Below are 21,223 nucleotides of genomic sequence, written 5' to 3'. Positions count from 1 at the left end.
TGAAACGTATCACAAGATTTATTTAAATTTTTATGTTTAAAATGCATAATAAGGAGTGAGGGTGTTGACAAAAGCAACAAAAGAACAAAAATCCCTTGTGAAAAACAGAGGGGCGGAGCTTGTTGTTGATTGCTTAGCGGAGCAAGGTGTCACACATGTATTTGGCATTCCAGGTGCAAAAATTGATGCGGTATTTGACGCTTTACAAGATAAAGGGCCAGAGATCATTGTTGCACGGCATGAACAAAATGCAGCATTTATGGCGCAGGCTGTAGGCCGTTTAACTGGAAAACCGGGAGTCGTTTTAGTCACATCAGGACCGGGTGCTTCTAACCTGGCAACGGGACTGCTGACTGCAAACACTGAAGGTGACCCTGTCGTTGCGCTTGCTGGGAACGTTATCCGTGCCGATCGTTTAAAACGAACTCATCAATCATTGGATAATGCGGCGTTATTTCAGCCGATTACAAAATACAGTGTAGAGGTTCAAGACGTGAAAAACATACCGGAAGCTGTTACAAATGCATTTAGAGCAGCGTCAGCAGGTCAGGCTGGGGCCGCTTTTGTGAGCTTTCCGCAAGATGTTGTGAATGAAGTCACAAACACCAAAAACGTGCGTGCAGTGGCAGCGCCAAAACTTGGCCCTGCACCTGATGATGCAATCAGTGCTGCTATCGCGAAAATCCAAACAGCAAAACTTCCTGTGGTTCTAGTCGGAATGAAAGGCGGAAGACCTAAAGCGATCAAAGCGGTTCGCAAGCTTTTGAAAAAGGTTCAGCTTCCATTCGTAGAAACATTTCAGGCTGCCGGCACTCTTACAAGAGATTTAGAGGATCAATACTTCGGCCGTATCGGTTTATTCCGCAACCAGCCTGGTGACCTGCTGCTTGAGCAGGCTGATGTTGTTCTGACAATCGGCTATGACCCAATTGAATACGATCCGAAATTCTGGAATGTCAATGGAGACCGGACGATTATCCATTTAGATGAGATTCTGGCTGACATTGATCATGCGTACCAGCCAGAGCTTGAATTGATCGGGGATATTCCTTCTACTTTGAATCATATCGAACATGATGCTGTAAAAGTGGATTTTGCGGAACGTGAGCAAAAAATCCTTTCTGAATTAAAAGAATATATGCATGAGGGAGAGCAGGTGCCTGCAGATTGGAAGTCAGACAGACTGCATCCTCTTGAGATCGTTAAAGCATTACGGAATGCAGTCGAGGATAACGTCACAGTGACATGCGATATCGGTTCACACGCGATTTGGATGTCCCGTTATTTCCGCAGCTATGAGCCATTAACATTAATGATCAGTAACGGTATGCAAACACTTGGTGTTGCGCTTCCGTGGGCAATCGGTGCTTCATTAGTGAAACCGGGTGAAAAAGTCGTTTCTGTCTCTGGTGACGGCGGTTTCTTATTCTCAGCAATGGAGTTAGAGACAGCGGTGCGCTTAAAAGCTCCAATTGTACACATTGTATGGAACGACAGCACATATGACATGGTTGCATTCCAGCAATTGAAAAAATACAATCGTACATCTGCAGTCGAGTTTGGAAACATTGATATCGTGAAATATGCGGAAAGCTTCGGGGCAACCGGTTTGCGTGTCGAATCACCAGACCAGCTGGAAGGTGTTCTGCGTCAAGCCATGAATGCTGAAGGCCCTGTTATCATTGATGTCCCAGTTGACTACAGTGATAACGTTAATTTAGCGAGTGACAAGCTCCCAAAAGAATTTGGAGAACTGATGAAAACAAAAGCTCTCTAGCACTCTGCGCACCAAGACACTGTTTTTGAAGAACAGCACATTACTAAAGGAGTGAAGGGAATATGAAAAACGAAAGCAATATTCAAATGCTGAGCCGCGGCAAAAAAGAACAGCCCGTGAGCCAAATTTATCAAGTATCAACAATGACTTCTCTTTTAGACGGAGTATATGACGGCGATTTTGAACTGTCAGATATTCCGAAATACGGTGACTTCGGTATCGGAACTTTTAACAAGCTTGATGGAGAGCTGATTGGGTTTGACGGCGAATTTTATCGTCTTCGTTCCGACGGCACTGCGACACCGGTGCAAAGCGGAGACCGCTCTCCGTTCTGCTCATTTACGTTTTTTACACCGGACATGACGCACAAAATTGATGCGAAAATGACACGTGAAGAATTTGAAAAAGAAATCAATAGCATTCTGCCAAGTAAAAACCTATTTTATGCCATCCGTATTGATGGATTGTTTAAAAAAGTGCAGACAAGAACGGTAGAACTGCAAGAAAAACCTTATGTGCCAATGGTTGAAGCGGTCAAAACACAGCCGATTTTCAACTTTGACAACATCAGAGGGACAATCGTTGGTTTCTTGACTCCTGCTTATGCGAACGGAATCGCTGTTTCTGGCTATCACCTGCACTTCATTGACGAAGGACGAAATACAGGCGGACACGTCTTTGATTATGTGCTTGAGGATTGCACGGTGACGATCTCTCAAAAAATGAACATGAATCTTAGACTTCCAAATACAGCAGATTTCTTTAATGCGAATCTGGATAACCCGGATTTCGCCAAAGATATCGAAACCACTGAAGGAAGCCCGGAATAAAAAAAGAAAGCCCGCACATGTGCAGGGCTTTCTTTTCATTTGGCACTTTACCTGATTTTAGTTAAAATAACATTAAAACGATAAAGGTGTGGGTCTCCTTGAAAGTACTGGTTTTGGCTGTTCATCCGCAAATGGATACCTCAGTCGTCAATAAGGCGTGGGTAGAGGAATTAAGTAAACATGACAATATCACTGTACGGGAGCTTTATAAGGAATATCCGGATGAAGCCATCGATGTTGCCAAAGAGCAGCAGCTGTGCGAGCAATACGATCGGATTGTTTTCCAATTTCCGCTTTATTGGTACAGCTCTCCGCCGCTTCTTAAAAAATGGCAGGATCTTGTGCTGACATACGGCTGGGCCTTCGGGTCAGAAGGGAAAGCTCTGCATGGCAAAGAGCTGATGCTGGCTGTTTCCACAGGAAGCGAAGCGGAAAAGTATCAGGCAGGCGGAGGGAACCATTATTCGATCAGTGAGCTCCTGAAGCCGTTTCAGGCGACAAGCAATCTGATTGGCATGACATATCTTCCGCCATATGTGTTTTATGGTGTGAAATACGCAAATGCTGAGGATATTGCAATCAGTGCAAAACGGTTAGCAGATTATATCCAGCAGCCTTTTTCTTAAAAAGAAAAGCCCTGTCCGGTGTGGGACAGGGCTTTCTCTATTAAAAATCGGGTAATTCAGATAGGTTGTTATCCTTAATGCCGTCTGGCTCACTTCGTAAAATGTCACGTCCGTATTTATGAAATACATCAACGTGAGCGAGCTTCCCAGCTTTTGCTTCTGATAGCGCAGTGGGATAGTCCAGTTCTCTTCCTGCGTTCGTTTTCACCGCGATAATATTGTCTTCCTCATTTCTTCTGACCGCGATAATTTCTTCTTTTCCGGACGTATCAACTGGCTGATCGATATTTGTTTGTTTGGATTTATACGAGTCATATGCAGCTTCAAATTGATCCATTTTTCCACCTCCATCCCTTAACGTAAACAAAAATGCTGTTGATCATGTATAGGTTTCGACATAGCAGACGACAATATTTCCTGAGAAATATTTTGAATGCGACAATTCAATCCATAATTAGCGAAGAAAAAAGGGATTCCGTTCTGTAAACGGAATCCCTTTTGGTTATTTTGTCATTTGCAGGTCCTTTGTTTTGATATAACCTGTTTTACCGCCGTAATCTACATAGACCCAATCAAAGTCAAAGCCGCCTTTTTTTGTTTTACTCCAGCCTAAAAAAGATACGCTTGTGTTAGCCGGGAGTGTCTTGATGCTTTTTCCTTCAGCAGATGTATATGCTTTCGTTTTTGTTTTGGTTTTTACCGTTGTTGCTGCCTTTACAATGTAATGAGTGGAGACAAAGCCTGTCTTTCCGTTTTTGTAATGAACCTTTGCCCAATCAGCGTTTGAAAACGAAATGAGCTTTAAGCTGTCGCCCAGGTGAAGTGTATCGGCTTTAGAGCTTGTAGCGGAGGCCTTTGTTCTGACATTCAGAGCCTCTGCTGAAACCAAGTATGAATCAATCGGGTAGCTGTATAAATCATCAATGCTTACGTTTGTTACTGGCTGTTGTGCATGAATTGTGTTTGCACCGCCAGCAGAAGCGGCAGTTATTCCAGCTGCAAGTGCAAGTGTAGACAATATTTTCGTGGATTTGTACATTGCGTTCCTCTCCTCACATAAGAGAAATAATCATTTCTATTATCCCTTTCACGTTTTGGCCGGTTGCTAAACATAAAAAAGGATCAGATAAGATCTGATCCTTTACATTATTTTTTCGTTTCCAGCTTAAGCGGCGCTGATATTGTTTTCTTTACTTTCTTTCCATGTAAAATCTGATCTGCTGCTTCCGTTGCCAGTTTACCGATTAATTCAGGCTGCTGAGCGACAGTGGCTGAGAGCTTACCGTCTTTAATCGAAGAAATCGCATCCTTATTTCCGTCAAAACCGACGACTAAAATGTCTTTACCGGAGCTGTTAATCGCTTCGAGAGCTCCAAGCGCCATTTCATCATTATGAGCGAAAACCGCTTGGATATCCGGGTGTCCTTGGAGCAGGTTTTCCATGACAGTCAGGCCTTTAGTGCGGTCAAAGTCAGCTGATTGTTTTGTGACAACGTCCAGCTTTTGATCCGCGATTTTGTGAAAGCCTGAACCGCGTTCCCGTGTAGCGGATGCACCCGGAACGCCTTCAAGCTCCGCCACCTTAGCTCCATTTCCAAGCTTGTCTGCGATGAACTCTGCGGCCATTTCTCCGCCTTTTACATTGTCTGAAGCCACGAGGGTTTCCACTTTGCCTTGTTCAGCGGACCGGTCAATTGAGACGACAGGCACACCGATTGAATTTGCAGACTCTACTGCCGTTGAAATAGCCGATGAATCAGTCGGATTAATTAACAGCGCATCGACGCCCTGCTGAATTAAGTCCTCCACATCACTTGTCTGCTTGGAGGAATCATTTTGTGCATCGACGATGATGACCTTCATTCCGCGCTTTTCCGCTTCTTTTTCAATTCCCTTTTTTAAAGAGACAAAAAAGGGATTGTTAAGCGTTGAGATCGACAAGCCGATGGTAAATTCCTTTTTATTATCTGAGTTTGAAGGCTTCGCCCATTGGGGAGGCTCAAGCGAACAGGCGCTCAATACAAACAGTGACAGTGCCAAAATGACGGATACAGCCTTTTTCATGTAAAACCCTCCTATGCTGACTTTTTGCGGTCTAATAATACCGCGATTAAAATGACAATCCCTTTAACAACCAGCTGATAAAATGATGAGACGCCAAGCAAGTTGAGACCATTATTGAGTGTGCCGATGATCAGCACCCCAATTAACGTTCCGATAATGCGCCCGCGGCCCCCGGATAGACTCGTTCCGCCTAAGACCACCGCCGCAATGGCATCCAGTTCATATGATTCTCCAGCTGTCGGCTGTGCTGAGTGGAGGCGGGAAGTCAAAATCGCGCCGGCAAGGGCGGATAATAGACCGGCTAAAGCGTAAATCATGACTTTTACACGTGTGACTTTAATGCCTGAAATGAGCGCCGCTTTTTCATTGCCGCCAATTGCGTATGTCCGGCGCCCGAACGGCGTTTTGTGAAGCAGCACCCAAAGGATAACAAAGGCGAGAACCATTGTAATCGCCGGTACAGGAATTCCTAAGAAATAACCGCGGCCGAACAGCTGAAAGGCATAATGAGTGCCAAGCCCTGTGATCGGGTTTCCGTCTGTATACACAAGAGTAAGTCCGCGGAACACAGTCATGGTCGCAAGTGTCGCAATGAAAGGGGCCATTTTCCCTTTTGTGATTAACAATCCGTTGATCATCCCGAGCAGAGCGCCAATCAGGCAGCCTATGATGACGGCGAGTATCGGGTCGACACCAGATACAATCATCCCCGCGACTAAGGCGCTGGACAGGGCGAGAATAGCCCCGACAGAAAGATCAATGCCCCCAGTTAAAATAACGAAGGTCATGCCGAATGCGATTAATCCGTTAATCGCCACCTGCCGAAGCAGGTTTAAAATATTTAGAGGCTCCAGGAAGCTCGGGTTTAAAATTGATACGATCATAACGAGAATAAATAAACCGAGAAACGGGCCGAGCTTCTGCATGACGCCATCGAAGTGAATCTGTTTTTTTTCTGATTGCTTCAGTTGTTCCGTTTTCATGTTACCGCCCTCCCGTGGCAAGTGTCATAATTCGTTCTTGTGTCGCTTCACGCGCTTCAATGTTTCCGCTGATTCTGCCTTCATGGACAACGATGATTCTGTCACTCATTCCGAGTATTTCCGGCAGCTCTGATGACACCATAATGATGCCGACACCGCGGTCAGTGAGCTCATTCATCAGCGTATAAATCTCCCGTTTCGCACCTACATCCACGCCTCTTGTCGGCTCATCCAATATGAGCACTTTTGGGCCGATGCCGATCCATTTTGCGATCACGACCTTTTGCTGGTTGCCGCCGGACAATTGTCGCGCGTGCGTTTCCGGTGAAGCCGTTTTGATGGTCAAGCGTTTTATGAGAAGGTCTACAAACTCTGCTTCCCGCTTGTAATCAATGATGCCCTTTGGAGAAAAACTGGCCAAATTGGGCAGCGCAATATTTTCACGAATGGATGTGTCGAGCAGCAATCCCTCATCTTTGCGGTTTTCCGTAATGAAGCCGAGCCCTTTTTTCACAGCATCATACGGATTCTTAATAGCAGTCTTTTTTCCTGCAATCCAAATTTCTCCCGAATCGAGCCGGTCAATGCCGAACAGCCCTCTCATCATTTCTGTACGTCCGGCTCCCATTAAACCGGAAACGCCGACAATTTCACCGGAACGGACATAAAAGCTGATATCTTCAAAGCGCCCTTTTGAGGAGGCGTTTTTCACCTCGAATATTTTGTCTCCGAGTGAAGGGACGCGTTTAGGGTATCGTTCCGTCAGCTCACGTCCGACCATTTTTTTCACGACCTCGTCAAAATTGGTTTCTGAAATGTTTGTTGTATCGACCGTTTTACCGTCACGCATGATGGTGATTCTGTCGCAAATCGTGAAAATTTCTTCCATTCGATGTGAAATGTATACAATGGAAACACCGTTCTTTTTTAAAGCCGTAATGACGTCAAACAGCTTGCTGATTTCCCGTTCAGTCAAAGCTGCGGTAGGTTCATCCATTATGATTACCTCCGCATTTGTCATGAGCGCTTTTGCAATTTCAATCATCTGCTGCTGTCCGACGGAGCATTCACCTGCTTCTTGATCAAGAGAAAGAGAGACGGATAGTTTATCAAATTGCTCTTTTGCTAGCGCTTTCATTTTTCTGGTTTGTAAAATACCAAATTTCGTTGACATTTCTTTTCCGATAAATAGATTCTCAAGAACGGACATGTCCGGCCAAATATTCAGTTCCTGATGGATGAAGGCGATTCCGTGCTGCTCGGCTTCCTTTGGGTTGGAGAAATACGTCTCGTTGCCATTTATGGTGATCCGACCTTTGTCCAGTTTGTGCAGACCAGTCAGGATGTTCATCAGGGTGGACTTGCCGGCGCCGTTTTCTCCCATCAATGCATGAACTTCGCCAGGCTTGAGCTGGAAGGATACACCTGAAAGCACCTGGTTTTTCGCGAATGCTTTATGAATGTCATTCATTTCGATTTGCATATCGATCCTCCTTTCTAGAAAAGCACACCCGCCTGCAGGATGCAGTTGGCGTATGGTGTGAATTCTCCTGTTCGTATGACAGCTTTAGCTTCTTTGGTCAGCTCCTTAAATTCCTCGTGGGGAAGGCAGTCGACTGCCTCTTCAGAAAAAAGGGTTTCTATAAAACTCGCATTCTCTGGATTGGACACCTTTATTTCGGATGCGACTATCACCTTTTCAACCGCCATTTCATCTGCCAGCACTGCGGCTACATCCCGGAAAGCCGGAAAACCCGGCTTCAGTGAGAGATCAATTTTCAGAACGCTGTCAGGAACGGGCAGCCCTGCATCAGCGATAACAATTTTGTCAGTATGGCCAAGGTCAGCCAATAGCTTGGCAAGATGACTGTTCAAAATACCGTGTTTTTTCATGACAGCAGCTCCTCTACTTCTTTTCTGGATGGCATTCCGCCTTGAGCGCCGAAGGAACATACAGATAGGGAAGCGGCGCGGTTTGCGAACCGTAATGAAGCTTCAATATCTTTACCCTCCGCCAGAGCCACTGCAAGAGCCGCGTTAAACGTATCACCTGCTCCGGTCGTATCGACAGGCTCAACAGGGAAGGAAGGGATGATCCGCTCTTTGCTGCCGGCTGAATAGCGCACGCCTTGTTTGCCTTCAGTGATAAAGAGCTTCGCCGGATAAAGCGCCAATGCTTCAGAAACCGTCAGCTCCGGGAATAAGATCGCCGCCTCATGTTCATTCGGCGTAAGATAGGTGGCATGGTCAATGGTTTCCTGCTTCAGCGGGCGGGCCGGTGCCGGGTTAAGCATGATCGGGATGTCGTGAGAATGGCAGTATCTGCATACCTCATCAACTGTTTCTTCCGGGATTTCCTGCTGAATCAGGACCATATCGATATTTTCAAGCTTTTCGAGAGCGTCTATCGCATAAGATGGGGTGATCTCATCATTTGCGCCTTTAACGACGACGATGCTGTTATCACCTTCGGCAAGCACGATGTGGGCGGTGCCGCTTTCTTTATGTGTAACCGGTTCCATATAGTCGGTGTGAACACCGTTTGCTTTTAAATTATTCATGATGGCTGTTCCATAATGATCGTCACCGACCTTGCCAATCATAAAAACATTTGCGCCAAGTCTGGCAGCGGCAACAGCCTGATTCGCCCCTTTACCGCCCGGCACAGTTTGAAATGAAGTACCCAGTACAGTTTCGCCCGAGTTTGGGCGTTTGTCTGAGGTGACCACTAAATCCATAGAACAGCTTCCAATCACACAAATATTACGCATCCTTTTCTTCCTTTCTTGTCGTATTTCTTCTTATATACATGACGGGCATTTGAATCGCCGTTTCTGCGAGCGGCTGTTTTTTTATGATACTCAAAAGCAGTTTAGCCGCTTCTTTACCCATGTCATATGCCGGCTGTTTAATTGTTGACAGCGGCGGAAACAGCAGCTCGCTTTGGGGAATGTCATCGTAGCCGATAATTTGAATATCCTCAGGCACTTTTTTTCCGCGCCGCAAAGCTTCATGCAAAACAGCCGCTGCTTGAATATCATTACTGGCAATTATCCCGTCTGTCTCAGGATATATGGCAAACAGCTCCTTTGCCAGTGCTTGTGCATCCTTAAAAGAAAAGGACGCCGTCTCGATGATCTGAAAATCAACACCAGCCTGCTGTAATACCTCTAAAGCGCCGTGAAAGCGGTCTTGGGCAGTCGGCAGGTGAGCAGGACCCTTCAGGAGCGTAATGTGTTTGCTTTTTCCATGAACGATTGCTTCTGCTGCTAATTTTCCCCCGGTATGTCCGTCACTGGATACAGAAGGAGCGCCTTCAGGTGTTCTGTCCAGGAAAACGACTGGCTGATCAATCCCGCTGTATTCTTCAAGATGAGGATAATTTGTTGCAGCAATAATACCTGCGACATGATTTTGTTTAAAGGTTTGAAGGTATTCAAGTTCTTTATTTAATTCCTCGTCACTGTTGCCAAAAATAAGCCGATAGCCTTCCCGGTTCAATTCATCCTCCGCGCCGCGGGCAAGCTGGGGGAAGAAAGGGTTCGTAATATCCGGAAGCAAAAGCCCGATTAGCCTGGATTCTCTTTTATAAAGAGACCTGGCGACTTCATTCGGATAATAGTTCAGCTTCTCCATGGCGGCCATCACACGTGTTCTCGTTTCTTCATGTACATAGCCGTTGTCATTCAGGACGCGGGAGACCGTTGCAACCGAGACGCCCGCTGCTCCCGCGACATCTTTAATTGTAGCCAACACAGCTCCTCCTCGTTTGTGTAACCGTTTACATAGATAGATTATCATGACATTTCGTTATTGGCAATAAGAAAAAAATAAACCATGGCGATATAGCAAACCAAACTGTAAATTGTGTATAAATACGAGAATGTAAAGGTAATCACGGTTTTTTTTGACAAAGTCTTCACAAATCTGGATGAACTTTTCATGAACGAATATTAAGTTTTATTAAAATTGTTTCAAAGTCATGCGTTTAGACCTGTAAATAGGATAAAACAGAAAAGACTATCCGCCCAGAAAATGTTTAATTATGTTAGAGAACCTGGACCTGTTTGTTTGCCGTTTTTATTGCCGGGGCCAGTAGTCAATTTGGTATGGGCCTAATATTGTCTATTCCGTGCAGAAAGGACGACATTATGACCTTATCCTTAAGAAACAGGCAAATATAATTTTGTGTTCATAAGAACCGGAAACATGCATTGTATCAGCAAAAGCCTGATATACCGGGCTGGAAAAAAGATTGATTTGAAATGCATATTAAACTGAACATTCAAGGTGTGACTAAACGTCTAGAAGGAAATCATTTGGTAAATGAAAGCGCATTCCTTTTTGGTGTTAAAAAAATCGATAAGATGTAAGTCCTGTCAATTTCCAAAAAAAGAAAACGGCTTGTGGGTATAAAATCTCTTTCAAAAGAGAAGTTTGGCTCAGTAGATTAGGGGAGATTATGTTACATAATGCCGATTGAGAATTCATAGTGATTCTATATACTGATGAATGAATTTACAACAATATAGAAGGAGATGTCGATAAGCAATGTGGTTACTCATTATAGCCTGTGCTGTCATACTGGTCATCGGAATATTAGAAAAACGGCGACATCAGAAAAACATTGATGCCCTCCCTGTTCGAGTGAATATTAACGGCATCCGAGGAAAGTCCACTGTGACAAGGCTGACAACCGGAATATTAATAGAAGCCGGTTACAAAACTGTCGGAAAAACGACAGGAACGGACGCAAGAATGATCTATTGGGATACACCGGAGGAAAAGCCAATTAAACGGAAACCTCAAGGACCCAATATTGGTGAACAAAAAGAAGTCATGAGAGAGACGGTAGATAGAGGAGCCAACGCCCTCGTCAGTGAATGTATGGCCGTTAATCCGGACTATCAAATTATCTTTCAGGAAGAACTTCTTCAAGCCAATATCGGCGTCATTGTAAACGTGCTGGAAGATCATATGGATGTTATGGGGCCGACGCTTGATGAAATTGCAGAAGCGTTTACGGCTACTATTCCTTATAATGGCCATCTTGTCATTACAGATAGTGAATATACCGAGTTCTTTAAACAAAAAGCCAAAGAGCGTAACACAAAAGTCATCATTGCTGATAACTCGAAAATTACTGATGAATATCTTCGTAAATTTGAATATATGGTATTCCCTGATAACGCTTCTCTCGCACTGGGTGTGGCTCAAGCACTCGGCATTGATGAAGAAACAGCGTTTAAAGGAATGCTGAATGCGCCGCCAGATCCGGGAGCAATGAGAATTCTTCCGCTGATCAGTCCGAGTGAGCCTGGGCACTTTGTTAATGGGTTTGCCGCAAACGACGCTTCTTCTACTTTGAATATATGGAAACGTGTAAAAGAAATCGGTTACCCAACCGATGATCCGATCATCATTATGAACTGCCGCGCAGACCGGGTGGATCGGACACAGCAATTCGCAAATGACGTATTGCCTTATATTGAAGCAAGTGAACTGATCTTAATCGGTGAAACAACAGAACCAATTGTAAAAGCATATGAAGAAGGTAAAATTCCTGCAGACAAACTGCATGATCTAGAGTACAAATCAACGGAAGAAATCATGGAATTGTTAAAGAAAAGAATGCACAACCGTGTCATATATGGCGTCGGCAACATTCATGGTGCCGCAGAGCCATTAATAGAAAAAATCCACGAATACAAGGTTAAGCAGCTCGTAAGCTAGGAGGAAATGCAGACATGTTCGGATCAGATTTATACATTGCACTAATTTTAGGTGTACTACTCAGTTTAATTTTTGCGGAAAAAACAGGGATTGTGCCGGCAGGGCTTGTTGTACCGGGATATTTAGGACTTGTGTTTAATCAGCCGGTCTTTATTTTACTCGTATTGTTAGTCAGCTTGCTCACCTATGTCATTGTGAAATTCGGTTTATCCAAGTTTATGATTTTGTATGGACGCAGAAAATTCGCTGCCATGCTGATTACAGGGATCGTCCTGAAAATTGCCTTTGATTTTCTATACCCGATTGTGCCATTTGAAATCGCAGAATTTCGAGGAATCGGCATTATCGTACCGGGTTTAATTGCCAATACCATTCAAAAACAAGGATTAACGATTACGTTCGGAAGCACGCTGCTATTGAGCGGAGCGACCTTTGCTATCATGTTTGTTTACTACTTAATTTAATGTAAGGTGTGTCAAACGATGAAAAAAGAACTGAGCTTTCATGAAAAGCTATTGAAGCTGACAAAACAGCAGAAAAAGAAAACCAATAAGCACGTATTTATCGCGATTCCGATCGTTTTTGTCCTCATGTTTGCTTTTATGTGGGCAGGCAAAGCAGAGACGCCAAAGGTTAAAACCTATTCAGATGACGTTCTTTCAGCCTCATTTGTAGGCGATATTATGATGGGGCGCTATGTTGAAAGAGTAACGGAACAAAAAGGGGTAAGCAGTATTTTTCAATACGTTGAGCCTATCTTTAAAGCATCAGACTACGTAGCCGGAAACTTTGAGAACCCGGTAACCTATAAAAAGAACTATAAGCAAGCAGAAAAAGAAATTCATCTGCAGACAAACAAGGAATCAGTAAAAGTCCTGAAGGATATGAACTTCACGGTCCTTAACAGCGCGAATAACCACGCCATGGATTACGGCGCACAGGGTATGAAAGATACACTTGAAGAATTTTCAAAACATAACCTCGATATCGTTGGGGGTGGATACAGCTTGAGCGATGCGAAAAAGAATATCTCATACCAAGAAGTTAATGGGGTAACAATCGCAACCCTTGGATTCACGGATGTATCCGGCAAAGGTTTTGCGGCTAAGAAGAATACACCGGGCGTACTTCCCGCAGATCCGGAAATCTTTATCCCAATGATTTCAGAAGCGAAAAAACATGCGGATGTCGTAGTTGTACAGTCACACTGGGGTCAAGAGTATGATAATGATCCGAATGACCGCCAGCGCCAATTGGCTAGAGCTATGTCTGATGCAGGTGCTGATATCATCGTCGGCCATCACCCGCACGTCCTTGAACCGATCGAAGTCTATAACGGCACCGTCATTTTCTACAGTCTGGGGAACTTTGTGTTTGACCAAGGCTGGACAAGAACTAGAGACAGTGCGCTGGTGCAGTATCATTTAAAGAAAAATGGAACGGGACACTTTGAGGTAACGCCGATTGATATCCATGAAGCGACACCAGCCCCTGTTAAAAAAGGCAGTCTGAAACAGAAAACAATTATTCGCGAACTGACGAAAGACTCTAATTTTGCATGGGAAGTAGAAGACGGAAAACTGACTTTTGATGTCGATCACAGTGACAAACTAAATTCTAAATAATGGAGTGATATAAGATGAAATTTGTCAAAGCCATCTGGCCGTTTGTTGCCGTTGCAGTCGTGTTTATGTTTATGTCAGCTTTCAAATTCAACGATCAGCTGACTGATCAGGAAAAGCAGAAAATCGATACGGAAATTCATAAAATTCAACAGCAGGAAGAAACGGCAAACGCCGCTAAATAACAAATAAAAAAAGAGAATGTCTTTCGAGACATTCTCTTTTTTTATTTGCCATTTCGAAAGCCAGCATATTCATTCTGTGAAAATATGAAAAAGTCTCTTAACATATCTAGAAAAATACCGATGTTAAAACTGCAAATAGAGGAGGAGATAGTAAAAGTGAACACACTGGCAAACTGGAAGAAGTTTTTGCTTGTGGCCGTTATGATTTGTTTTTTGGTTCCTATTATGACAAAAGCGGATATTGCGGAGGCTGATACAAAATTTGATCTGGTCATCAGTGAAGCAAAGAAATGGCTTGGGTATAAGTATAAATACGGCGGTGAAACACCGAAAGAAGGCTTCGATTCGTCTGGATTGATTCAATATGTTTTCGGTCAGGCTGATATTCATCTGCCGAGATCGGTGAACGACCAGTCAAAAGTCGGGACAGCAGTAAAACCGGCAGATCTAAAGCCAGGTGATATTTTATTTTTCAAAAAAGCGGGAAGCAGCGGGACTGCACCGACACACGCCGCTCTTTACATTGGAGACGGGCAAATGATTCACAGCACGCTATCAAAAGGTGTTATTGTCACAAATTACGAAAAAAGCAGCTATTGGAGCGGCTCTTACATTGGGGCGAAACGAATTGCCGCCGATCCGGCAACTGCTGATGTCTCTGTTGTGCAGGAGGCCGAAAAATACCTCGGCATTCCGTACGTCTTTGGCGGAAGCACACCGTCAGAGGGCTTTGATTGCTCAGGGCTTGTGCAATATGTCTTTAAACAGGCGCTTGGCATATATCTGCCGAGATCGGCAGAGCAGCAGTGGGCAGTGGGCGAGAAGGTGGCGCCACAGAACATAAAGCCCGGCGATGTCGTCTATTTCAGCAACACGTACAAAAAAGGAATCTCACATGCCGGGATTTATGCTGGCGGAGGAAGATTTATTCAGGCGAGCAGGTCAGAAAAAGTAACCATTTCCTACTTATCAGAGGATTATTGGAAATCTAAGATGACAGGCATTCGCCGCTTTAACAACCTGACGATTCCGAAAGAAAATCCGATTGTGTCGAAGGCGACGCTTTATATCGGGGAAGTTCCTTACAAAAAGGGCGGGGTTTCTCCGGAAACAGGTTTTGATACTTCTGGCTTTGTTCAATATGTTTACCAGAAAGCGGCGGGCATTTCACTGCCCCGATACGCGACTGGCCAATATAAAGCGGGAACAAAGGTTGATAAGGCTGATCTGAAACCTGGCGACATTGTCTTTTTCCAATCAACAAGCTTAAACCCGGCCATCTATATCGGAAATGGGCAAGTTGTTCATGTCACATTAACAAATGGTGTAACCATTACGAATATGAATACGAGCACGTATTGGAAAGATAAATACGCGGGAGGTATTCGGGTGCAATAAAAAAAGGCTCCAGTTTCTCTGGAGTCTTTTTTTTATGCATATTGGCCGGATAGAAGCTGGTCTATAAAATAGGCCACGCCATTTTCATCATTGCTTTTCGTCACGTAAGTGCTTTTTTCTTTCAGTTCATCAATTGCATTTTCCATGGCGATTCGGTGTCCTGCCACTTCGAACATGGATAAATCATTCGGGCTGTCACCAATCGCATAGATATCTTGCGTCTCAATTCCGTATTTGCCGGCAAGCTCAGTCAACGCGCGCCCTTTGCCGGAAGAGGCTGGGAGAATTTCGATAATGTGCTTTCCGGAAGAGGTTTGCGCCAGTTTTTTATGATGCTTTAGTTCTTCCTTTGCATGTCTCAGTTTTTCCATATCAAAAGAGAAGCAAAGGAGCTTGTAAATGTTTTCGCTGCCGTCAAAAATCGATTCGATATGCGGGATTGGTTTGATGCCAAACTGCTTGAACTGAGTCATGGCCCCTTGCCACAATTCATCCGTGTTTTCATTTGGGTTTGCGCTCTTTAAAATATCAAGCTCTGCTTGAAGCTTAGATTCGCCGTCAAAAGGAGAAAGCAGATGGTCGTCAGTATATACTTCAAAGTAAATATTTTTTGAGAGCAGGTAATCAGCGATCGCTTTGCCGGCCTCTTGATCCATTAATGTCCGGCTGATCAGGCGGTAGCCTTTGTCATGAACCGTTCCGCCATTTGCCGCGATGATAGGGATATCCAAGTCTTCCAGCAGCGCTTTAACATCAAACGTTGCTCTCCCTGTGCAAATGGTAACGAGGATGCCTGCATCAAGCGCCCGCTTGATAGCCGCTCTGTTTTCCTCAGAAATAATGCTTTCTTTATTCAGCAATGTACCGTCTAAATCAATGGCTATTAATTTCATATGTAGGGGAAACCTCCTTAAAAATGAAACTGCTTCGTGTAGTATGTTCAGCTTTCATACGAAACATAAATCGTATAGGTCAAGGCTAAACCTTACGATCCTATTTTTCAACAATAAGAACAAAAAAACGGAATGGTAAAGACCATTCCGTTAAAATCAATTACTTATGTCATTCTTTAATTCGTTTTTTATTTCTTCCAACTTTTCATTATCAAGTTTTAAATAATAAAGTTTTTTCCGCTCACGAGAGCTATAGAGATAAATATCAGAACCAGTAAGCTGTTCAGTATCAACTGTTTTTAAAGAGGTTATAAAAGGAAATAAACCGATTGCATCATTTAAAGATAAATTCATCTTAAGGTTTTTCCCTAAACTATCAACAATATCATCATATGCTGGAATAGAGCTTAATGATTTAGATTTTTTTATTATAGCATCTAAGACTTCCATCTGTCTTTGTCCTCGTTGGAAATCTGTATCAGCTTTACGTGTCCTTACATATGCAAGCGCTTCTTCACCATTTAGAGTTTGAACGCCAGGTTTTAAGACGACTTTTCCTTTTGTATCTTTTTTAATTTGATTAGCAATTTTTTCGCTCTTCACATCTATACTGACTCCATGTAATTCATCAACGACGTCTTTAAAGGCATCAAAATTACCTTCTATAACATAGTCGACTGGTATATCTAGAAGGTTTTCAATGGTTTTTGCTGAGAGTTTTACCCCTCCATATGCGTGTGCATGTGTAAATTTATCATAACCATAACCGGGAATGTTGACATAAGAATCCCTAGGAATACTTAACATTGTTGCTGTTTTATTTTTTCGATTAAAAGTAACTAAGACATTAGCATCACTTCGAGCATCATCAACCGTCTCACCTTTTGCAACTCTTGAATCAATACCTAAGAGTAATACAGTAAATGAGTCTTTCTTTGGGTCAAATTCTTTGATGCGTTTAACTGATTGACCATTATCATTTAAATCAATATGTGCATGTTTTGTTGCATTGTTTAACTTTACATAAGCGTAGGTACCAATAGAACCAGCTGCAATTATTAAAATAACAATAAAACCAATTAATAATTTAACCCATTTTCTCAGACGTCTCTTTTTCTTCTTGTGCTGTGATCGTTCTTCCATATCAATACCTCACGTTTCATTAATAGTTGAAGCGTACCATTCATTTTGCCATACGGCAACTCCTGATAAGACAATATTCGATAAAAATTCCTATATTTATATGTTTTTGTTTTTTAAGATGAATGATAATGTGCTGAATCACCTTATATTGGACGCCGCTGGAGAAAAAAATGTTTCGGTAAAGTTGAAAAAAACGCCAGTAAATTAATGGATATGTGATGTTTGTACGTCTTCATAGGTTTACTTGTCAGAAAAATAGGCTAATAGATTTCTAAAAAACTCCGTGGACAGTACCATTGGATCACTGATAGGAGAAAGGGAGTCATTTCTATGAAGAAGCAGTCAAATATATGGCTTTATTTTTTCGGCGCTCTTGGTGGCGCTTTATACGGCTATGATACCGGCGTCATTTCGGGAGCCATTTTATTTATGAAAAAGGATTTAGGCCTCAATGCCTTTACAGAGGGACTTGTTGTCAGCTCCTTATTAATCGGAGCGATACTCGGTTCCGGAGCGGCTGGCAAGTTGACGGACCGTTTTGGCAGAAGAAAAGCGATTATGGCTGCCGCGCTGCTGTTCTGTATAGGCGGCTTGGGTGTTGCGCTTGCACCAAATACAGGAGTGATGGTGCTGTTTAGAATCCTTCTGGGACTGGCAGTCGGAACATCGACAACGATCGTGCCGCTGTATTTGTCTGAACTTGCGCCAAAAGAGAAACGGGGTGCGTTATCGTCCCTCAACCAGCTGATGATTACGGTCGGCATCCTGCTTTCCTATATCGTCAATTACATATTTGCCGATGCAGAAGCGTGGCGCTGGATGCTTGGACTTGCTGCCGTGCCATCATTGCTATTGCTGATTGGTATTTTGTTTATGCCGGAGAGCCCGCGCTGGCTGTTTACGAATGGCGAAGAGAATAAAGCGAAAAAGGTTCTCGAAAAATTGCGTGGCACAAAGGATATTGATCAAGAAATTCATGATATTCAAGAAGCGGAAAAAGAGGACGAAGGCGGTCTGAAGGAGCTGTTCGATCCATGGGTGCGTCCCGCTCTGATTGCCGGCCTGGGACTGGCGTTTCTGCAGCAATTTATCGGAACAAATACAATCATTTATTATGCGCCGAAGACCTTTACAAACGTTGGGTTCGGAAACTCCGCCTCTATTTTAGGAACGGTTGGAATCGGAACAGTGAATGTTCTGATGACTCTTCTCGCCATTAAAATCATTGATAAAGTCGGCAGAAAACCGCTGCTGTTATTCGGGAATGCCGGCATGGTGATCAGCTTGATCATCCTGGCTATGGTGAATCTCTTTTTCGATAACACCCCGGCCGCATCTTGGACGACAGTCATTTGCTTAGGCGTGTTTATCGTTGTATTTGCCGTCAGCTGGGGCCCGGTTGTCTGGGTGATGCTTCCTGAATTGTTCCCGCTCCATGTCAGAGGAATTGGTACCGGTGTATCGACTTTGATGCTGCACGTTGGGACACTGATTGTTTCACTCACCTATCCAATATTAATGGAAGCGATCGGTATCAGTTATTTATTCCTGATTTATGCCGCGATCGGTATCATGGCGTTCTTATTTGTCCGGTTTAAAGTGACAGAGACGAAGGGAAAAAGCCTTGAAGAAATTGAGCAAGATTTAAGGGACAAAAACGGACAGGGAGGATCTGCCGGAAAACAGCAGACTGTCGGAACATAAAAAAGGGTGCGCGAGCATGCGCACCCTTTTGATTTCTCACTGTCCTACTGTGCCGAAGTTAACGATTTTGAAAGAAATATCGTATTTAAAATCAGCATCAGAAAATATGTCATCCCAATGTCCTTTTACTTTATGCCAGTATTCAGGGTGTTGAATCCGGATGTAGTCCGATAAAAAGATCGGATCGCTTTTATACTCATGCTGCAGTTTATCCATAACCTTCTTTATATCGCGTTCAAGCTTTTTCTCAAAAATGTTCTCAATCCTGTGCAAATAGCTTTTACGAAAGGAATTTTCATTCGGATTTTGATCTTCTGTCAGGATACCCTTTGTTTTGACAGAGATCTGAAAGACAGGCTTTCCGTTTTCAATCGCCGGTTTGATTTTAGATTTTGACTTTTTAATCTCAAATGTAATCGGATGCCCTTTATCTGTCGTCGGCATGACGCCTCCTTGGATCGTCCCCATGACCCATGTCAGTGTCTGGATTTCATCAGCTGAAAGAAATCCAACGAGTTTATTACTGCCGCTTTTGATAATGCCTGCCCCGTCATACTTTGCTTTTCCCTTTTGGTTATTAACGGCTTGAATGAGAAAACTGTAGCCATTTTGGCAATAGATTGAGGCTCTCCCGATGCGAAGCGGCAACATAATCTTCCCGTTATAACCGCTGTTATTGGTCAGATCAATCAGCTTTTCGGAAGGCATCGGCATCTGCTGCTTCGGACTTCCTTTCGTAAAAACATCTCCGGCTTTCCCTTTGGCAGCCATCAAATAGCTGCTGCGCCGCAGCTCATCGTCCCGGATGAAATGGTTGAAGACCTGATCAATGTTTTGATTCCTCATTAGCTTTTCTCCCAAAAGAATGACTTTTAAATGATCGCTATAGATAGGAGGGTCCTTGATGGATACATCACTGACTGCTTCTAAAATAGTTTTCCCGTAGGACGTCACATTGACAAATTCGGGTTTTCCGGCTGCTTGGCTGTCTTCACTTTGGGGAAGAAGATTTTGATACGTTAATTGATACTGATGGTCATCGGTCTCATCGATGGCAAGTCCTCTGGCAAAAGACAGTTTTTCAATATCTTTGACATCCCAGCATCCGCAAAGCATCTGCAGCATCAGAACCATTGCTGCAAGCTTCATCGTTGTCTTCATTGCAGCTGATCCCTCCCCAGTTTTTTCTGTACCCAGCTTAAAAACCAGATAAAAAATGGTATTGCAATGACACCTAGAAATACATAACCGAGAAGTGTACCGTAATAAAACACGGCATTCAGATCTTCAGGAAACATTGATAGAAAAAATGTAACAGCCAGCAATGCAGTAAGCAGCCATGGATTGTTTTTATTTTTTAAGTGAAAGATATCTGTTAATCCGATATGCGCCCCTTTAAAGGAGCCAAGCATACATGCAAATTGCTGGGCTGTCCAAGTTAACTGTAAAAACAGGTCAAACCGTTCAATAAAAATCCCTGGAATTTCTAATGCATGGATGAGAGAAATGGTCGGCCACGTCACTGTTTTTGCCTCAGCTACACTCATACAGCCAATGACCATAAACAAGGTAATGCTATAGAAAACAGTCGAGGTTGCAATGCCTAAAGCGACAGCTTTTTTTACCTGCTTGGGATCTTTCATAAAGGGAATGAGATAAAAAATGACTTCAAATCCTGAAAAATATAAAAGAGTTTTAGGAAATAAAGAGAAAAAACTTCGATAGCCGCCTTCAAATACAGGTCGGATAAAATCCAGTTGAAATAACCGAGAGCTAAACATCAGAAGCATAAGGAAAATAATAATAGTGATAGGAAAGATATACGCATATACCTTCGCAATGGGGTAAACGCCCCCAGCCACATGATAGATGGCAACCGCCAGAAAAATAAACACGACAACTGCCATCGGTGTGTTTTTTAAAAGAAAAAATCCGACAACCTCACCCAAAACTCGCGCTTGAAAGCATACGATACCGATAAAATAAATGGAAATAAATACATTCAAAAAGAAACCGATGAATTTTCCGGCTGCAATACTGTTTAGCTCAAAAATCGTTTTCTCCTTGTTTCGTTGAAGAAAAGGCAAAAAAAGCAGTGCAATAATAATAAAAATAACGCCCTGTAGCAGGATCATGATCCATCCGATTGGACTGTCTGTTTCAGCTGCTGAGCGGGGAAGGGTTAAGACGCCGGCACCGATCATTGTACTGCTTACCATAATAAGCGTCTGCATAAATGTAAGCTTGTCCTCTGATTGCATCATA

At 43.4% G+C, this 21,223-nt stretch carries 21 protein-coding genes; 9 read left to right on the top strand and 12 right to left on the bottom strand.

Annotated elements, in window-relative coordinates; genetic code table 11:
• Positions 1–64: 64 nt before the first annotated feature.
• The 3 genes from alsS (at position 65) to NST56_RS19225 (ending at position 3,233) form a co-directional block, all read left to right on the top strand.
• Complete coding sequence (gene alsS / locus NST56_RS19235; protein WP_168748913.1) at positions 65–1,777, top strand: acetolactate synthase AlsS; 1,713 nt, start codon at positions 65–67, stop codon at positions 1,775–1,777.
• A gap of 62 nt (positions 1,778–1,839) precedes the next feature.
• Complete coding sequence (budA, locus tag NST56_RS19230; protein ID WP_326192735.1) at positions 1,840–2,607, top strand: acetolactate decarboxylase; 768 nt, start codon at positions 1,840–1,842, stop codon at positions 2,605–2,607.
• Between the two features lie 98 nt (positions 2,608–2,705).
• Positions 2,706–3,233 carry an NAD(P)H-dependent oxidoreductase gene (locus NST56_RS19225; RefSeq protein WP_168748912.1) on the top strand — a complete coding sequence of 176 codons (528 nt, stop codon included), beginning with the start codon at positions 2,706–2,708 and terminating at the stop codon, positions 3,231–3,233.
• A gap of 40 nt (positions 3,234–3,273) precedes the next feature.
• On the opposite strand, the gene NST56_RS19220 is transcribed toward NST56_RS19225, so the two are convergent.
• The 8 genes from NST56_RS19220 to NST56_RS19185 form a co-directional block, all read right to left on the bottom strand.
• Entirely contained in the window at positions 3,274–3,570 is a 297-nt protein-coding gene (locus NST56_RS19220) for a DUF3892 domain-containing protein (protein WP_010332125.1), read from the bottom strand.
• A gap of 165 nt (positions 3,571–3,735) precedes the next feature.
• Positions 3,736–4,272: an SH3 domain-containing protein gene (locus NST56_RS19215; protein ID WP_010332124.1), complete on the bottom strand. Its 537-nt coding sequence runs from the start codon at positions 4,270–4,272 to the stop codon at positions 3,736–3,738.
• 107 nt (positions 4,273–4,379) lie between these two features.
• Positions 4,380–5,297, bottom strand: coding sequence for a ribose ABC transporter substrate-binding protein RbsB (gene rbsB, locus NST56_RS19210; protein ID WP_010332123.1), 918 nt, complete (start codon positions 5,295–5,297; stop codon positions 4,380–4,382).
• Positions 5,298–5,308: 11 nt separating this feature from the next.
• The gene (rbsC, locus tag NST56_RS19205) at positions 5,309–6,280 is read right to left on the bottom strand and encodes a ribose ABC transporter permease RbsC (RefSeq protein ID WP_168748908.1); all 972 of its coding nucleotides are present in this window, start codon (positions 6,278–6,280) and stop codon (positions 5,309–5,311) included.
• A 1-nt stretch (position 6,281) separates the two neighbouring features.
• The gene (locus tag NST56_RS19200; RefSeq protein WP_326218485.1) at positions 6,282–7,763 is read right to left on the bottom strand and encodes a sugar ABC transporter ATP-binding protein; all 1,482 of its coding nucleotides are present in this window, start codon (positions 7,761–7,763) and stop codon (positions 6,282–6,284) included.
• Between the two features lie 14 nt (positions 7,764–7,777).
• Entirely contained in the window at positions 7,778–8,173 is a 396-nt protein-coding gene (gene rbsD, locus NST56_RS19195; RefSeq protein WP_010332120.1) for a D-ribose pyranase, read from the bottom strand.
• On the bottom strand, positions 8,170–9,051 hold the full coding sequence (gene rbsK / locus NST56_RS19190; RefSeq protein ID WP_339178506.1) for a ribokinase: 882 nt from the start codon (positions 9,049–9,051) through the stop codon (positions 8,170–8,172). Before rbsK ends, rbsD begins: the two co-directional genes overlap by 4 nt.
• On the bottom strand, positions 9,044–10,033 hold the full coding sequence (locus NST56_RS19185; RefSeq protein WP_010332118.1) for a LacI family DNA-binding transcriptional regulator: 990 nt from the start codon (positions 10,031–10,033) through the stop codon (positions 9,044–9,046). The genes rbsK and NST56_RS19185 overlap by 8 nt, the downstream gene beginning before the upstream one ends.
• Before the next feature lie 798 nt (positions 10,034–10,831).
• Here NST56_RS19185 and pgsB point away from each other — a divergent pair.
• The 5 genes from pgsB (at position 10,832) to NST56_RS19160 (ending at position 15,218) form a co-directional block, all read left to right on the top strand.
• Positions 10,832–12,013 carry a poly-gamma-glutamate synthase PgsB gene (gene pgsB / locus NST56_RS19180; protein ID WP_010332117.1) on the top strand — a complete coding sequence of 394 codons (1,182 nt, stop codon included), beginning with the start codon at positions 10,832–10,834 and terminating at the stop codon, positions 12,011–12,013.
• Positions 12,014–12,027: 14 nt separating this feature from the next.
• Positions 12,028–12,477 carry a poly-gamma-glutamate biosynthesis protein PgsC gene (gene pgsC, locus NST56_RS19175; RefSeq protein WP_010332116.1) on the top strand — a complete coding sequence of 150 codons (450 nt, stop codon included), beginning with the start codon at positions 12,028–12,030 and terminating at the stop codon, positions 12,475–12,477.
• A gap of 18 nt (positions 12,478–12,495) precedes the next feature.
• Positions 12,496–13,638: a capsular polyglutamate synthetase PgsA gene (gene pgsA / locus NST56_RS19170; protein WP_339178504.1), complete on the top strand. Its 1,143-nt coding sequence runs from the start codon at positions 12,496–12,498 to the stop codon at positions 13,636–13,638.
• A 14-nt stretch (positions 13,639–13,652) separates the two neighbouring features.
• Positions 13,653–13,820 carry an extrachromosomal elements maintenance protein EdmS gene (edmS, locus tag NST56_RS19165; RefSeq protein ID WP_010332114.1) on the top strand — a complete coding sequence of 56 codons (168 nt, stop codon included), beginning with the start codon at positions 13,653–13,655 and terminating at the stop codon, positions 13,818–13,820.
• A gap of 156 nt (positions 13,821–13,976) precedes the next feature.
• Positions 13,977–15,218: a C40 family peptidase gene (locus NST56_RS19160; protein ID WP_326196644.1), complete on the top strand. Its 1,242-nt coding sequence runs from the start codon at positions 13,977–13,979 to the stop codon at positions 15,216–15,218.
• A gap of 32 nt (positions 15,219–15,250) precedes the next feature.
• Here NST56_RS19160 and NST56_RS19155 read toward each other — a convergent pair whose 3' ends face one another.
• Both NST56_RS19155 and NST56_RS19150 read right to left on the bottom strand, forming a co-directional pair.
• On the bottom strand, positions 15,251–16,111 hold the full coding sequence (locus tag NST56_RS19155; RefSeq protein ID WP_010332112.1) for a Cof-type HAD-IIB family hydrolase: 861 nt from the start codon (positions 16,109–16,111) through the stop codon (positions 15,251–15,253).
• A 156-nt stretch (positions 16,112–16,267) separates the two neighbouring features.
• Entirely contained in the window at positions 16,268–17,254 is a 987-nt protein-coding gene (locus NST56_RS19150; RefSeq protein ID WP_339178499.1) for an LCP family protein, read from the bottom strand.
• A gap of 324 nt (positions 17,255–17,578) precedes the next feature.
• Here NST56_RS19150 and NST56_RS19145 point away from each other — a divergent pair, with 324 nt between their 5' ends.
• On the top strand, positions 17,579–18,958 hold the full coding sequence (locus NST56_RS19145; RefSeq protein ID WP_256203214.1) for a sugar porter family MFS transporter: 1,380 nt from the start codon (positions 17,579–17,581) through the stop codon (positions 18,956–18,958).
• A gap of 36 nt (positions 18,959–18,994) precedes the next feature.
• Here the strand turns inward: NST56_RS19145 and NST56_RS19140 are convergent, their stop codons facing one another.
• Positions 18,995–20,119 carry a Ger(x)C family spore germination protein gene (locus NST56_RS19140; protein ID WP_010332109.1) on the bottom strand — a complete coding sequence of 375 codons (1,125 nt, stop codon included), beginning with the start codon at positions 20,117–20,119 and terminating at the stop codon, positions 18,995–18,997.
• A complete protein-coding gene (locus NST56_RS19135) occupies positions 20,116–21,222 on the bottom strand; it encodes a spore germination protein (RefSeq protein WP_339178497.1) in 1,107 nt (368 codons plus the stop codon). Before NST56_RS19135 ends, NST56_RS19140 begins: the two co-directional genes overlap by 4 nt.
• Between the last annotated feature and the right edge of the window lies 1 nt (position 21,223).

Origin of the sequence: Bacillus sp. FSL R5-0560, assembly GCF_037966305.1 — a bacterium.
GTDB lineage: Bacteria > Bacillota > Bacilli > Bacillales > Bacillaceae > Bacillus > Bacillus mojavensis.
This window is presented reverse-complemented; position numbering and strand designations above follow the sequence as displayed.

Bases quoted from the DNA above. Each gene is read 5' to 3' on its own strand.
- NST56_RS19220 (WP_010332125.1), bottom strand. From the start codon at position 3,570: ATGGATCAATTTGAAGCTGCATATGACTCGTATAAATCCAAACAAACA.
- NST56_RS19200 (WP_326218485.1), bottom strand. From the start codon at position 7,763: ATGCAAATCGAAATGAATGACATTCATAAAGCATTCGCGAAAAACCAG.
- edmS (WP_010332114.1), top strand. From the start codon at position 13,653: ATGAAATTTGTCAAAGCCATCTGGCCGTTTGTTGCCGTTGCAGTCGTG.
- pgsB (WP_010332117.1), top strand. From the start codon at position 10,832: ATGTGGTTACTCATTATAGCCTGTGCTGTCATACTGGTCATCGGAATA.
- budA (WP_326192735.1), top strand. From the start codon at position 1,840: ATGAAAAACGAAAGCAATATTCAAATGCTGAGCCGCGGCAAAAAAGAA.
- pgsC (WP_010332116.1), top strand. From the start codon at position 12,028: ATGTTCGGATCAGATTTATACATTGCACTAATTTTAGGTGTACTACTC.
- pgsA (WP_339178504.1), top strand. From the start codon at position 12,496: ATGAAAAAAGAACTGAGCTTTCATGAAAAGCTATTGAAGCTGACAAAA.
- rbsK (WP_339178506.1), bottom strand. From the start codon at position 9,051: ATGCGTAATATTTGTGTGATTGGAAGCTGTTCTATGGATTTAGTGGTC.
- rbsB (WP_010332123.1), bottom strand. From the start codon at position 5,297: ATGAAAAAGGCTGTATCCGTCATTTTGGCACTGTCACTGTTTGTATTG.
- NST56_RS19215 (WP_010332124.1), bottom strand. From the start codon at position 4,272: ATGTACAAATCCACGAAAATATTGTCTACACTTGCACTTGCAGCTGGA.
- NST56_RS19155 (WP_010332112.1), bottom strand. From the start codon at position 16,111: ATGAAATTAATAGCCATTGATTTAGACGGTACATTGCTGAATAAAGAA.
- NST56_RS19135 (WP_339178497.1), bottom strand. From the start codon at position 21,222: ATGATGCAATCAGAGGACAAGCTTACATTTATGCAGACGCTTATTATG.
- rbsD (WP_010332120.1), bottom strand. From the start codon at position 8,173: ATGAAAAAACACGGTATTTTGAACAGTCATCTTGCCAAGCTATTGGCT.
- NST56_RS19140 (WP_010332109.1), bottom strand. From the start codon at position 20,119: ATGAAGACAACGATGAAGCTTGCAGCAATGGTTCTGATGCTGCAGATG.
- NST56_RS19150 (WP_339178499.1), bottom strand. From the start codon at position 17,254: ATGGAAGAACGATCACAGCACAAGAAGAAAAAGAGACGTCTGAGAAAA.
- rbsC (WP_168748908.1), bottom strand. From the start codon at position 6,280: ATGAAAACGGAACAACTGAAGCAATCAGAAAAAAAACAGATTCACTTC.